Raw genomic sequence first — 13814 nt, forward strand, 5'->3', positions numbered from 1 at the left:
TTACTGCGGCATCTCCCCCACCGTCACGTTGGTATCGATCAGCCCGAACATCTCTCCCTGTGGCGCCGCGACCATCGCCATTCGGCCGGCCGGTGAGTCGGACGCGGGCATCAGCACCTGCGCGCCGAGTTCGGAAGCGCGCGCTACTCCGGCGTCGACATCGTCGAACTGGAACCAGGTCAGCCAGTAGCTGGGCATGGGTTCGCCGGGCATCACGGTGTCGTCGTTCATGCCGCCGACGGACTGTTCGCCGCCGCGCGGGGTGAACATCGCGTAGATCATGTTCTTGCCGTCGCCGACATCGGCGTAGGTGAAGCCGAAGACGTCGGCGTAGAACTTCTTCGCGGTGTCGAGCTGGCGGGTGTGCAGTTCGTTCCAGCAGTAGGCGCCGTGCTCGTTGTGGACCGCGGCGCCGTTGTGCGCACGGGCCTGCCAGATGCCGAATGCCGCACCGACGGTGTCGATTCCGATGAACATGCGCCCGGCATCGAGCACGTCGAATGGGGGCATGACGACTTGGCCGCCCGCCGCGCGCACCTTCTCGGCGATCGCGTCGGCATCGTCGGCGGCGAAGTAGGTCGTCCACACCGAGGGCATCTCGGACTGCGGTTTGGGACCGATTCCGGCCACCGCGTCACCGCCCTTCATCCCCATCAGATATCCGCCTGCCTCGTCCCCACCGCTCTCGATGGACCAGCCGAACAGATCGGCGTAGAACTCGCTCGCCTTCACCGGGTCGTCGACCTGGCAGTCGACCCAACACGGGGTGCCCTCGGACCAAGGTGTGCTTCGAACAGGCATCGGTATCTCCGTTCACTCGTCGGTTGCCTGCGGTCGCGGGCGGGCCTACCGAACCCGCCCGGGATGATGCCGATCACACTGCCGTCTAGTAGTGAACCAGCATCTCCGGCCGGTGTCCTGTAGTTCGCCGAACGGTTACTGCAACGGGTTCGGACATCCGAATGCCCACCGGGCCGATCGTGCGGAATCGGCCCGGTGGACAGGCCACCACGCGCCGACACCCATCGGGAAACAGAGGCGGGGTAGGAATCCGTTTCGCCGGTACGGGATCGCGTGGCGGTGAGCGCACCCGCCGGACAGGCTCGGGGAGTCAGGGTTCGTCCTGTCCGGCCGCGGTGCACGCCTACTCGAATCTCACAGCTTGCCGCCACCGCCGATCAACCACGGGTTGAAGGCGCATTCCAGATTCGGATGCGCGGCCGGGTCGAGCGCGTTGAGCGCGATCGACAGGGCGCGCGGCGAGTACATGATCGTCAGGTGGTCCGACAGGTCCTGTTCGCAACCGTCCTGAAGGGTGATGTTGTGGACGGTCACCCCCGGGCCCGCCTTCAGGAAGGTCAGGTCGTAGGGGTTGGTGACCTCGTCGTAGCGGGTTCCCACGACCGTGTAGTCGACCCCCGCAATGGTGTCGCCGTTCGCATTGAGCTGGTTCACGAAATCCGAGCCGATGGTCTGCTGGATGCCCGCGTGACCGACGAAGATCTCGATGAAGCCGAGAATGTCGATACCGAAGTTATTGATGGCCCGGCCCAATGCGCCGATCCCGTCGAGGCTGGTGCCGTGGTGGGTGGCGCCGAAGGTGACCAGATTCTTCACCTTGGCCGCACCGCCCTCGAACTTCGTGTACCAGTTGGCCATCGAACCGCCCTGGGAGTGGGCGACGATATCGACCTCGGACGCACCGGTCGCCGCGAGCACTCGATCGACGAACGCGGCGACCTGTTTGGCCGAATCCTGGATGTATCCGGTACCCATCACGCCGGGTAGCACCGATCCGACCCCGCCGCCTTCCAGCAGGTTCGAGCGACCGTAGTTGAAGGTGAAGACACAGAAGCCCGCATCCTTCAGCGGCTGGCCCATATAGGCGAATCCGTTGTAGGCGTTCATCCAGGTGCCGTGCAATGCGACCACGGGGCGCGGATGTTCGGCGGTCGGCTTGCAGTTCCAGTCGTTTGTGCCGGGCGGTGCGACATCAGGATTCAACAGGCCGTAGCCGAAGGCGGCCAGCCACGATGTCATCGGCGGGCCGTAACCCACTGTGTCGCTGGCATATCCGCCCGATGATCCGGAACTGCTACCGGAGCCACCGTAGCAATCACCGGAGCCATTGCCCGATCCCGCACCGCTGCCCGAGGTGCAGGCCGAACCCGAACTACCCGCGCTGCCGGAATCGGCGACCGGCGCCGCCTTCCGGCCCGCGGCGATGTAGTCGGCCAGTGTCTGCTCCGTTGGCGCCGGATCGGGATCCGCGTTGGCTGTGACCCCGGTCATGCTCATGGTGAGCACCGAGACGCCCATCATCACCGCGGCGCTGACCGACCGACCGCATCTACTTCGTTTCATGACATGCCTTCCTGGAGAACGTCAGCGTTCGAGTCGCAGCGCCGAGGTATGTCGGTCGACGGCACTGAAACTGCGCCAACGCTAAAGCCGGGTGCCGGTGAAACCCGTGCGACGGCAACGTAACTGGATACCTCACCAAACGGGTTTGTCCGTGTTAGGGGTGCGGCACAATCACGGTTTTCCGGTGTCGCGGCGACGGCCACAATTCATCCGATCGAATTCGGTGAATTATCCAGATCACCAACGGATCACGAGGAATTCGGATCATGCGGGAAGACCATGGTTTCCACCTTTCCGACCGTCGGCGGCCACCCGACGGCTAATGAGTGGAGCTGCCATGTTCGATCCGATCGAATTCGGCCGCGGCATCTTACGGATGACCTCGGGGACCCTGTTCGGCACCGCCACGGTGGCGGCGGTATTGCTGCACAGCCCGCCCGCGATCGCCGATGCGGGCGGCTCCGCCGAGCAGCCGCAGGGGACGCTGTTCGATTGGCCGCCAACCGAACCCGCGCCGTCGGCACAGCCGCTCGGCTTCCGCGGACCGCAGACCGCGATCGTGGTGCTCGGGTACGGACTGCTCCCCGACGGCGAAATGCGACCGGAGTTGATCAGTCGACTGCACGCCGGATATGTACAGGCACTGCTGGCTCCGCTGTCACCGATCATCGTGACGGGCGGTAATCCGTGCAGCGGTGTCACCGAGGCGCAAGCGATGGCGGATTGGCTTATCGGGCACGGTATTCCGGCCGAGCGCATCCATATCGAACCGGAAGCGGTGTCCACCGCGCAGAATGCCGAGCGATCGGCTCGGATCATGCACGATATCGGCACCCGCGACGCGGTCGTGGTGACCTCCGCCGACCATATCGACCGGGCCGCAGCCCTTTTCGGCGACGCGGGCATAGCCGTCATCGCCACCGTCACTCCGGAGAAGGTACCGCCGCTCGTTTGGGAATTCGGGCCCAGATCCTGAACCGCACCACATTCAGCAACACAGGAGCGAATATGAACAATAGCGCCGTCGATGCCGCTACCGATCCCGCCGACCAGGCCCGCGCGTTACTCGACCATCGATATCGATCCGCCACCACATATGAGGTCCGGCGGGAAAAGATCCGTGAATTCGCCCGCGCGATACAGGATTTCCACCCCGCACATTGGAATGAGGAGGCCGCGGCGCAACTCGGCTTCGGCGGGTTGATCGCCCCGCCGACATTCGCCTCGATAATCCTGCTCCGGATCCATCGCGAAATACTCGATACCCTCATCACCGGCTACGAAGCTCACCGGATTCTGCACGCCGACCAGGTGCTCGATATCGGCAGGCCGCTGGTCGCCGGTGACCGGATCACCTGTGATGTCTATTTCGAATCATTCCAGCATTTCGCCCAATACGATGTGCTCGCGGTCAAGAGCGTACTGACCGATCAGCACGGCGACGTGGTGCAGACCGGGTCGACCGCCCTGCTGGCGCGCACCGGACGGGAGAACGCCGGATCGGCGGAACGGCTCGGCGCGCATACCCCGATTGCGCCACATACCCCCGGTGTCGTCGTTCCGGCCGAAGACGACGGTATCGTGGCACCGATCTCACCGCGGACTCCCTGCACCACAGTCGATTTCGAATCCCTATCGGTCGGTACCGAATTACCGGCACGGGTCGTTCAGCTGTCCCGCGGTGATCTGGTCGATTACGCCGGGGTGACCGGTGATGCCGATCCGGTGCTGTTCAGCGAGCAGGCCGCCACCGCGACCGGTCTGCCGACCGTCGTCGCCCCCGGCATGTTCAAACTCGGTCTGGCCGCCGGATACCTCAGTGGCTGGCTCGGTGATCCGGCGGCCGCCACCCGATTCCGCGCACAGTTCGCACATCACACGCACTACCTGCATATTCCGCCCCTTCAGGCCAGCGCGATCGAATTCCATGGCCGGATAACCTCACTCGACCCGCATCGCCGCATGGCAACCGTAGCGCTGGACGCAAGGGCGCATGGCCGTCGGCTTTTCGGCTACGCCGCCGCGGAAGTCCGCTTCACTGAACGGGATTGAAGTCCAGCCAGCCGGGCGAGTCTGCGATGTGAGTCCAGTCGTGCGGAGCGGTCGTATGTGCTGGTGTGGACGAGGATTTCGTCCGCGCCGGTGCGAGCGACCAAGTCCTCCAATGCGTCCGCGACCTCGTCCTCGGTACCGTGGATCTGGTCGCGCAGCGCCTCGTCGAAGATCCGACGTTCCCGCTCGGTCATCGTCATGGATTCGATCTCCGCAGGCGGAATCAACACCGGAAATTCCCCACGCGTCCGGGAATACGTGCTCGACCACGCCTCCGGCAGCAACAGCCGATGGGCGTCCTCGGTGGTATCGGCGATCACCACCGCGCCGGATACGACGACATACGGTTCGGCTCCCCATGGCGTGGCGCGGAATTGCGCGCGGTAGCCCTCGATCGCCTCGACCATGCGGTCCGGTCCGGCGATCGCGGCGATAACCAGCGGCAATCCGAAACGTGCCGCCCGTTGCGCACCGGATCCGGTCGCCAATAGGAATGCGGGTATCCGCAGCCCCTCCGCGGGCCAAGCGTGCACACCTGACTTGCCCCGGGCGATATATTCGAGAACATCGGTGAGTTGCTGATCGAAATCGTCGGCATCGCTCTTGCCGTGTCCGAGTGCCCGTCGCACGCCGTCGGTGAAGCCGACCGAGCGACCGAACCCCATATCGATGCGCCCGGGATACAGCGATTCCAAGACCCCGAATTGCTCGGCGACGACCAATGGTTGATGATTCGGCAGCATCACCCCGCCGGTACCGATTCGGATCCGCGAGGTCGCCGCCGCCGCGGCCGCGGCCAATACGGTCGGCGCCGAGCCCGCGACGCCAGGCACACTGTGGTGCTCCGAGACCCAGAACCGGTGATATCCCCACTCCTCGGCCAGGCGCGCGAACTGCACGGTCTCCCGCAGTGCCTCCGGATGGCTCTGTCCGCGTCGGACGCGCGAGCGATCCAGGATCGACAACCGCACCTGATCCAGTTCCGAAATCATATCTGTGTCAACACCCCGGACCCCGCCGCATTCCACCGTGCGGACGGCGCTGGATGGAAGAATGGAGATCACACCTGCGTAACCCGGTAGCCGGTCCTGCGGTCGTCGACGCGTATCGCGGCTCGGCACGAACGTCGAGCTCGACGTGGAGGCGCGAATGTCCAGGATCGGCCAGTTATTCCAACGCATGAGCCGTCGCACCACCATCCTGTTGGCTGTCGCGCTCGCGGCTGTAATCGTGCTGGCGGTGACAGCGGTGCTGGTCACGGTGCGTCACACCGATCGGGTAGCGAGCACCGCATGTCCGGATGATCCACTGGCGTCGGCGCCCGGCTGGGCACCGTCCAACGATCGGGTGCAGGTGCCGATCGATGCGCATCCATTCGTCGGCAACGGCTATCTCGGCTTGCGCGTGCCGCCGCACGGCATGGGGTACGCCGCGACCGATGAGATGACCGGCTGGCCGCTGTACACGCCCGCATACGATGGCGCTTTCGTCGCCGGCCTCTATGCGCACACTCCGGGTGTGGCCGATAACCGCGAGGTCGCCGCTGCCATTCCGAACTGGTCCGGATTGTCGGTCGGTGTCGGCGAGCACACCTATTCGTCCGCCACACCGGCGGCTCAGATCTCGAATTTCGCACAGACGCTGCACCTGCGCTGCGGGCTGGTGCAGACCAGGCTGACCTGGACCGCGCCCGATGGCAAGGCCACCGATCTGGTTTACGACGTGCTCACCGACCAGTCGGATCAGCATGTCGGCGCGGTGCACGTCACGGTGGTGCCGCACTGGTCGGGCGAGATGGTCGTTTCCGATCTCGTCGACGGCGCCGGAGCGCGACGAGTCAGCCAGTCCGAGGTGGGCGCGCGCGATGACGACACGATTCGAGTCGGATTCCGTACCGACGGCACGGATGTCGACGGCGATATCGTGTCCGTGCTGCGGCCGGGTGCCGGGATCGCTTCGAACGCGATCGAGCCGATGCCAGCGGGCCGCGATCTCAGTGCGCGCCAGGATGTTCGGTTTCGAGTGCGCGACGGCGGCACCTATCAGCTGACGAAGTTCGTCGGGGTCGACACCACCCGCACCTCGCCTGACCCGGCGGCGAGCGCATTCGAGGCGGCACAGCGGGCGGTGCGGACGGGATGGGCGAACCTGCTCGCGCAAACATCCGCGGCCTGGCGGGCGCGGTGGCGCGGTGATGTCGAGGTGCCCGGTCAGCCCGATGTGCAGACTTGGGCGCGCGGTGCGTTGTATTCGCTGTACTCCAGCACGAATCCGCAACAGGACAACAGCATTTCGCCGGTCGGGCTAAGCAGCGACAACTACGGCGGCGCCGTGTTCTGGGATGCGGATATCTGGACGTTCCCCGGATTGCTCCAGTTCGCACCGGAATTGGCGAAATCTATCGTGGACTACCGCTTTCGGACCTTGCCCGCCGCGCAAGCCAATGCCGAGCGGCTCGGCTACCGCGGTGCCTTCTATTCGTGGACCAGCGCCAGCCGTGGCGATCTCGACGAATGCCACAGTTGGGACCCGCCGCACTGCCTGACTCAGATTCATCTGCAAGGAGATGCGTCGCTGGCGGCGTGGCAGTACTACGCGGCCACCGGCGACACCGGGTACTTGCGTGAACGCGGTTGGCCGGTGATGCGCGCGCTGGCCGAATTCTGGGCCTCGCGGGTGACGCGCAACGAAGACGGCAGCTACTCGATTCGCAATGTCGCGGGTCCCGACGAGTACAGCAACGGAGTGAACGACGCGGTCTACACCAATGCCGTCGCTGCCCTCGCGCTGCGCAACGCCGCAAGCGCTGCGCAGATTCTGGGCGAACCGCGGCCGCCCGAATGGACCTCGATCGCCGATGGTCTGCGCATGCCGTTCGATGGCAACCGGCGGATATTCGTCCAATTCGACGGCTACACAGGCACTCCTGTCAAACAGGCCGACACCGTACTGCTCATCTACCCATTGGACTGGCCGATGCCGCCGGATGTCGCGGCCAACGTGCTCGAATACTATTCGGAGCGCACGGATCCCGACGGTCCGGCAATGACCGATTCGGTGCATGCCATAGACGCGGCGAAACTCGGCGTCCCCGGCTGCGCCACCGATACCTTCATCGAACGCGCCGCCCGCCCGTTCGTTCGCGCCCCCTTCGGCCAGTTCGCGGAGGCTCGCGGCGCCAAGGTCGCAGCCAAGGATCCCCTCGCCGGTGCGCCCGCCTTCACATTCGTCACCGCGGCAGGCGGATTCCTGCAAACCTTCACCAACGGCCTACTCGGCCTGCGCTTCGACACCGACGCGGTCCGCATCGCGCCAACCCTGCCACCGGAATTCCCCGACGGCCTCACCATCCATGGAATCCACTGGCAAGGCCGAACTTTCGACGCCACCATCGGCCCGGACGAAACCGAACTGACCCTGACTGACGGCCAACCGCTACCGGTCCGAACCGATACCGAAACCCACCTCCTCGACAGCGAACTGACCATCCCGACCCGCCGCCCCGACCGCATCCCCACCGATAACCTCGCCCGCTGCAAACCGGTCACCACCAGCTCCGACGAGCCGGGCAAATACGCCGAAGCCGCCGTAGACGGCACCCCAGCCACCGGCTGGTCCCCCAAATCCGCCACCGCCACCCTCACCGTCGACCTCGGCCAGGAAACCCATATCGACCGCATCCTCCCGCACTGGACCACCCCCACCCCAACTACCTTCACCACCTCCCCCGACAACCACACCTGGACCCCGATCACCCCCGACCCAGCCACCGGCTCCCTCCCCACCACCCTCTCCACCCGCTACATCCGCCTAGAACTCACGACCCCCACCCCTCACCCCACCCTCCGAGAACTCGAAATCACCGGCCCCCGAACCTGACCCAGATCCTTGGGGCACAGCTGGTCCGATGATCACCATGCATCGGTGGCGGCATCGGCCGAGAGACCGATAACACCAGCACATGGTGGTCATTTGTCCAAGGACATGCCGTGGGCAACGCTCGGCGGTCAGTCCTGTATCTTCAGCGCCTGTCGGATTGTCAGTCGCCCTTGGGTTTGCATCAGGGAGCGGCGGTAGATCTTCTCCGCGATGACAACGATCCCGTAGGTCGCGGCCGCCATGAGGGCCAGGGCTATCAGCAGTTCCGACCAGGACGCGGTGCCTTCGGCCAGGCGGGCGGGCATGGCGACAATGGAGACCAAGGGCACATAGGACGCGACCACCCGAGCGGTGCCGGACAGGAAGATTCCGGCGAACAGCACCGCCATGATGAGCAATGACAACGGTGTCGCGGTGGACTGGATGTCCTCGCTGCGGGTCGCCAGCGATCCGGCGACCGCCCACAGGCTGGCAAGAGCCAGAAACCCGACGACGAAGAAGACGATGAACCAGCCTGCGGCAGCGGCGATTTCGCTCACCTGGTCGCCCTTGCCTGTGCATTCCAAACCGATCAGCCCGGCGCCGACGAAGAGCGCGAGCTGTCCGAAGGCCATGACCGTATTACCCATCACCTTCCCGATCAGCAACTGCCGCAATGGAATCGCACTGGCCAGGATTTCCACGATGCGGTTCTGTTTCTCCTCGATCACGCTCTGCGCGATGGACATGCCGAACAGCAACGAGGCCATATAGAACAGGAATGCGAAGACAATGGAAACCACCTTCGCCAGACCGGGATCGACTGCGGAGGGCTCGAGCAGATCGTAGGCGACCACGCCACCGCGACTCAAAGCCTCCATCGAGGTGCCAGCGGCAATCGCATTGCGCTGCACCGCAATCTGCCGGACCGCCGCCGTCAGATATGTCGCGGCATTGTCGTCTTGCCCAGCCTTGCCGACCAGTCGCCACTCTCCTGACCCGGCGGGCACCAAACCGACATCGACCGCATCCTCACGCACCTGTCGCTCCACGGCGGCCGCATCGGCCTGCGGATGCGGCGTGAAAGTGACCTTCTTATCGGCACTTTCGGCAAGACTGTTCGCGGTCGCGATGATCTGATCCGCCCCCGCGCCCGTGCTCGCGACCTCGACCTTGTCGGTTCGGCTACTGACGTATCCGCTGATGGCCAGCGAGACCACAATCGCGACAATGGTGATGACGGTGGAGATGAGAAAGTTCCGATCGCGCAACTTCACCACGACCTCACGCTCGGCGACGATCCGCCACACCCCGCGCGGCGCGGACTCCTCCCTCATGCCGTCACCTCCCGATAGATCTCCGCCACCGACGGCCGTACCTCGGCAAACTCCCGGACCGAACCGTGCGTCAACGCCTCGGTGAGCAATTCATCGGTGCTCGCATCGGTCAGTTCCAACAGCACACCCGACCCATTGCGCTCGAGCACGCGCACCCCGGCGAACGCATCGAGCCACCCGGAATCCCCGCCGAGCACCAACCGGTAGCGCGTCCCGCCCGCCGCGCGCAACTCCTCGACCGCACCCTGCCCAACCACCCGACCGGCCGCGAGGATCACCAACTGATCGCACAACCGCTCGACCAGATCCAGCTGATGCGAGGAGAACAGCACCGGCACCCCCAGCGCCGCATATTCCCGCAGCAGAGACGCCATCGAATCGACGGCGACCGGATCGAGACCGGAGAACGGCTCGTCGAGTATCAGCACATCCGGTTCGGCGATCACCGCCGCCGCGATCTGCACGCGCTGCTGGTTACCGAGCGAAAGCGACTCCAGCTTGTCCTTCCCACGATCCCCGAGCGCGAACCGATCCAATAGTTCGGCCGCGTGCCTCTTGGCTTCGGTGGCCGATTGTCCGCGCAGCCGCGCGAGGTAGACGAGCTGATCGAGCACCGGCTGCTTCGGATACAGGCCGCGTTCCTCGGGCATATAGCCGAACGAACGTCGATCCGCGACGGTCACCGGCCGCCCCCGCCACCGGACCTCCCCGCCGTGAATCGCCAATACCCCCATGATCATTCGCATCGTCGTGGTCTTACCCGCGCCATTGGCGCCGACGAATCCGGTCAGCGCACCGGGCAGCACCGGAAACGACACATCGTCTACCGCCACCTTGTCCCCGAACCGGCGCACCAGGTGCGCGACTTCCAGCATCGAATCTCCGTTGGCGTCGATTTGCCCCAACCCTACCGACGCGACACACCGAGGCAAGACTCACCAGCTGACAAGTGTCGCGAATCAGTGCGGGTCGGGCAGGCCGAGCGCCGGTGCGAGCACGCGCCACGCGCGCGGCAGTTGGGCCTCGAAGTCGGGCCAGGTGTGCATGCCCGTCGGGGCGTAGTCGACGTCGGCCGGGATATTCAGCTCGGCCAATCGTGCGGCGAAGCGCTCGGTGCACGAGCGCGCACCGGCTTCGAGAGCCAGACCCCCGCCCGCCGTCTTCAAGGCTTCGACGAGGTCGGACGCGCGCGAAACCCCGACGAGGTCGGCATCGGTCGGCAGGCCGGTCGCCGCGGACAGATAGATCGTGGTGCCGCGCAGCTGTGCAGCGCCGAGCAGGCTGTCGTGCGCACTCCACTCCGGCGATCCGGGTGGACCCCAGAGATTTTCGACATTGCCGCCGCGCGAGGCGACGGTGATAGTGGTGACCGCCCGACCGAGATCGTCCGCGGTGGAATAACATCCACTCATCCCCGCGACCGCAAGGTATCGCCCGGGATATCGCTGGGCCAGCATCATGGCCGCCTGCGCCCCCATCGACACACCCGCGATCGTCCGCCGCCCATCGGTTTTCAAATACGACTCGATGATCGGCGGCAGCTCGGCGGTGAGAAAAGTCTCCCACCGGTTGAGTCCGAGGGTGGCATCGCGCCGCATCCAGTCGCTGTACATGCTCCCGGTGCCACCGCTGGTCAACACCACATCGACCGGTTTATCCGCGAAGAACTCCGCCGCACGCCCCTTGCTCAGCCAGCCGGATACCGCCTCGCCGTCGACGCCATCGAGCAGATACAGCACCGGACGCGGTCCAGAACCGCTGCCGCGCAAGACATCCACCGTAATGACCCGACGCATGGCGGCCGACGCGATGGCGAAACGCTCGTGCCGCGGCCCGACCGACTCGATGCTGATCGTTCCGGTCCGTGTCATGCCCGGATCGACCGCGGGCGGATCCGCGAGTGCGGGCACGGTTGTCAGCGCGGCGATGAGGGCCATCGCCGCCGCGGTGATCGGCGCTCGAAAACTCATGGTACGACGGCGGCCCGCTCGGCCTGTCTGGCCGCGACGCGGTCGCGCTGCTCCTCGAAACGCGTTGCCTTGATTGCCAACTCGTCGAGGAAGGCGCCGAGCTCGTCGCGGGCGCGTTCGCCGTCGTCGGACAGATCGGTGCGCTCGAAGACATTCCAGGCGCGCAGCACCGGCCGCAGCACGACATCGAGGTGCTGGCGCAAGTCGTAGATACCGTTCTTGGCCAGTACGACGGCGTTTCGCCGGAAGTTGGGCTGGGTGAGTCCGGGCATCTGGAACCGCGTGACGATATCGGTGATCGCGCGCACGGCCTCGTTCGGTGCGAGGTCGAGGGCGGCGGCACTGAGGTTGCGGTAGAAGATCATATGCAGGTTCTCGTCGGCGGCAATCCGTTGCAGCATACGCTCGGCGATGGGCTCATTACAGGCGGCGCCGGTATTTCTGTGACTTATTCTGGTCGCCAGTTCCTGCAGTGTCACATATGCGACCGAGCGAAGGAACTGCGGGCCTTTCTCCGGTTTCGCGACACCCGATGTCATGTGCGCCATTCTGGCCTGTTCCAGGGCCATCGGGTCCACCGCGCGGGTGACCACCAGATAATCGCGCATGACGATCGCATGTCGGTTTTCCTCCGCCGTCCAGCGCCCGACCCAGGTGCCCCAGACACCATCCAGCGAGAACGACTCCGAGATCTCCCGGTGATAGGATGGCAGATTGTCCTCGGTGAGCAGGTTGGTCACCATGGCGATCCGCGCGACCTCCGACAGCTTCGATTGTTCCGGAGCCCAATCGAGGCCGCCCATGGCCGCGAAATTCCGACCGTCGTCCCACGGCACATAATCGTGTGGGTGCCACGCCTTGGCCTTGCGCAGGTGCTCATCGAGATGACATTCGGCGACGGGCTCCAGTTCGCGCAGAATATCGAGATCGGTCATGGCGGTCGTCACACGTGCTCCTTTGTTACCTCTGAACCGAAGATAGGCGGGCTGGTTCAGGCCGATCGAGTGATTCGTCGTTCATTGGGCGAGCTGACGACGGGTCGACGACCAGGCTGGAAGCCGTCACAACTCGGCAGATCGGCCAGCCGATACAGCCCCGGCGGACGGCCCTCGGCGAGGAGTCGGGCGAGCAGTTCCTGCGCGGACCCGGCCAATTCGGGAATCCGGGCGGTCTCACCGGAGGCCACCACCGCGGTCAGCGGCACCTCGGCGGCCTCGCTGACCAGCTCGAGCACGTCCGGGGTGAGCGCGAGCGGTGTCATGGCCGATATCTCGTCGATCGGCACCAGGACCGTGCCGCCGTCGTCGGACAGCAGCGACAGCGCCCGGGAACCGAGCGGCATCGCCAGCGCCGCCTGCACCCGGCGCAGCTTCCGGCGAGCCGCGGACGGTGCACCGAGTCCGGGTCTTCGCTCGTCCGGATGCGCGGGAATCGCGACGGCGACGACCTGGTACGACGCGGCGACGCTGACACCAGCGCGTCCGGCCAGCCGTGCGACGCCGTGCCCACTGAGCAGCGCTGATACCAGTGTCTGCGCGGCGGTCTGCTGTTCCCGGGCGACCTGGCGGTGTTCGTCCAGATAAGCCGTCGAGGTCGCCGTCGTCACTATTTCCAACACCCGCACGATCAATCCCGCCGCGGCCGCCACCTGGTTGGCATCCTGGTCCGCCGCGTGTTCGGCGAGAAATTCCAGCCCGACGTGCACACCGTCGTGATAGGCGTCGAGCACGGTTTCCAGCGCTACCCCCTCCCGTGCCCACCGCGCGGCCGATCCGGTGATCACCGCAGGCAGATCGGGGACCGGAGCCAACCGCGGTTCCAATACTCGAGCGGCCTCCGCCAGGCAGGTGCGCGTGATAGTACCGAGATCTTCACGCTGCGTGCGCCCGGCCTGAAAAATCAAATATTCGACCAGTTTCGATTCCAGGCTCTCGCTGCCCGAACCAGCCTGTTTGCCTACCATGACTCTGAAAGGCTAGCGGTGATCGGCGGACAAATCGCATACCTGGCCGGTAATTAGGAAAGTCATCACACTCTGCCGACAAGCTTGGGCGAAATCACAAGCAGCGGAGCGTTTCTCGGTCGCAATATTTCCGGTAATTCAGTTGATCGGATATGGTCGGTGCGGCCGTGTTCCCGGCGGGGACATCGACGTGGGTGCGCCACCCGGCTCAGCGGCTGTAACGCCCGACGACGATCCACCGACGGCATCGAGGACAGCACCGGTGAGCTG

Annotated in this window: 11 protein-coding genes; 3 read left to right on the plus strand and 8 right to left on the minus strand. The window is 65.2% G+C overall.

Going from position 1 to position 13814, the window contains the following annotated elements:
- A complete protein-coding gene (locus NA5_RS23290) occupies nt 1-801 on the minus strand; it encodes a VOC family protein (RefSeq protein ID WP_062989549.1) in 801 nt (266 codons plus the stop codon).
- Between the two features lie 354 nt (nt 802-1155).
- Nucleotides 1156-2364 (minus strand): esterase/lipase family protein, encoded by a 1209-nt coding sequence (locus NA5_RS23295; protein ID WP_062989551.1) that lies wholly within the window; start codon nt 2362-2364, stop codon nt 1156-1158.
- 337 nt (nt 2365-2701) lie between these two features.
- On the opposite strand from NA5_RS23295, the gene NA5_RS23300 reads away from it, so the two are divergent.
- Nucleotides 2702-3340, plus strand: coding sequence for a YdcF family protein (locus NA5_RS23300; RefSeq protein WP_062989553.1), 639 nt, complete (start codon nt 2702-2704; stop codon nt 3338-3340).
- Between the two features lie 32 nt (nt 3341-3372).
- The gene (locus NA5_RS23305; RefSeq protein ID WP_062989555.1) at nt 3373-4416 is read left to right on the plus strand and encodes a fused (3R)-hydroxyacyl-ACP dehydratase subunits HadA/HadB; all 1044 of its coding nucleotides are present in this window, start codon (nt 3373-3375) and stop codon (nt 4414-4416) included.
- Here NA5_RS23305 and NA5_RS23310 read toward each other — a convergent pair.
- Nucleotides 4377-5408 carry an LLM class flavin-dependent oxidoreductase gene (locus tag NA5_RS23310; protein WP_062989557.1) on the minus strand — a complete coding sequence of 344 codons (1032 nt, stop codon included), beginning with the start codon at nt 5406-5408 and terminating at the stop codon, nt 4377-4379. The genes NA5_RS23305 and NA5_RS23310 overlap by 40 nt on opposite strands.
- A 157-nt stretch (nt 5409-5565) precedes the next feature.
- Here NA5_RS23310 and NA5_RS23315 point away from each other — a divergent pair, with 157 nt between their 5' ends.
- Complete coding sequence (locus tag NA5_RS23315) at nt 5566-8295, plus strand: discoidin domain-containing protein (RefSeq protein WP_245672356.1); 2730 nt, start codon at nt 5566-5568, stop codon at nt 8293-8295.
- Between the two features lie 128 nt (nt 8296-8423).
- Here NA5_RS23315 and NA5_RS23320 read toward each other — a convergent pair whose 3' ends face one another.
- The 5 genes from NA5_RS23320 to NA5_RS23340 form a co-directional block, all read right to left on the minus strand.
- Nucleotides 8424-9611: an ABC transporter permease gene (locus NA5_RS23320; RefSeq protein ID WP_062989561.1), complete on the minus strand. Its 1188-nt coding sequence runs from the start codon at nt 9609-9611 to the stop codon at nt 8424-8426.
- Nucleotides 9608-10486 (minus strand): ABC transporter ATP-binding protein, encoded by an 879-nt coding sequence (locus tag NA5_RS23325; RefSeq protein ID WP_062989563.1) that lies wholly within the window; start codon nt 10484-10486, stop codon nt 9608-9610. The genes NA5_RS23320 and NA5_RS23325 overlap by 4 nt, the downstream gene beginning before the upstream one ends.
- An 84-nt stretch (nt 10487-10570) precedes the next feature.
- A complete protein-coding gene (locus tag NA5_RS23330) occupies nt 10571-11581 on the minus strand; it encodes an alpha/beta hydrolase (protein ID WP_062989565.1) in 1011 nt (336 codons plus the stop codon).
- Nucleotides 11578-12528 (minus strand): acyl-ACP desaturase, encoded by a 951-nt coding sequence (locus NA5_RS23335; RefSeq protein WP_062989567.1) that lies wholly within the window; start codon nt 12526-12528, stop codon nt 11578-11580. Before NA5_RS23335 ends, NA5_RS23330 begins: the two co-directional genes overlap by 4 nt.
- Before the next feature lie 44 nt (nt 12529-12572).
- A complete protein-coding gene (locus tag NA5_RS23340) occupies nt 12573-13544 on the minus strand; it encodes an RsbRD N-terminal domain-containing protein (protein ID WP_062989569.1) in 972 nt (323 codons plus the stop codon).
- Between the last annotated feature and the right edge of the window lie 270 nt (nt 13545-13814).

It is taken from the genome of Nocardia anaemiae NBRC 100462, from assembly GCF_001612725.1.
Classification (GTDB): domain Bacteria; phylum Actinomycetota; class Actinomycetes; order Mycobacteriales; family Mycobacteriaceae; genus Nocardia; species Nocardia anaemiae.

Excerpts from the sequence above, each read along its gene's own strand:
- NA5_RS23305 (WP_062989555.1), top strand. The coding sequence starts at position 3,373 with ATGAACAATAGCGCCGTCGATGCCGCTACCGATCCCGCCGACCAGGCC.
- NA5_RS23290 (WP_062989549.1), bottom strand. The coding sequence starts at position 801 with ATGCCTGTTCGAAGCACACCTTGGTCCGAGGGCACCCCGTGTTGGGTC.
- NA5_RS23320 (WP_062989561.1), bottom strand. The coding sequence starts at position 9,611 with ATGAGGGAGGAGTCCGCGCCGCGCGGGGTGTGGCGGATCGTCGCCGAG.
- NA5_RS23340 (WP_062989569.1), bottom strand. The coding sequence starts at position 13,544 with ATGGTAGGCAAACAGGCTGGTTCGGGCAGCGAGAGCCTGGAATCGAAA.
- NA5_RS23330 (WP_062989565.1), bottom strand. The coding sequence starts at position 11,581 with ATGAGTTTTCGAGCGCCGATCACCGCGGCGGCGATGGCCCTCATCGCC.
- NA5_RS23315 (WP_245672356.1), top strand. The coding sequence starts at position 5,566 with ATGTCCAGGATCGGCCAGTTATTCCAACGCATGAGCCGTCGCACCACC.
- NA5_RS23300 (WP_062989553.1), top strand. The coding sequence starts at position 2,702 with ATGTTCGATCCGATCGAATTCGGCCGCGGCATCTTACGGATGACCTCG.
- NA5_RS23325 (WP_062989563.1), bottom strand. The coding sequence starts at position 10,486 with ATGCTGGAAGTCGCGCACCTGGTGCGCCGGTTCGGGGACAAGGTGGCG.
- NA5_RS23310 (WP_062989557.1), bottom strand. The coding sequence starts at position 5,408 with ATGATTTCGGAACTGGATCAGGTGCGGTTGTCGATCCTGGATCGCTCG.
- NA5_RS23295 (WP_062989551.1), bottom strand. The coding sequence starts at position 2,364 with ATGAAACGAAGTAGATGCGGTCGGTCGGTCAGCGCCGCGGTGATGATG.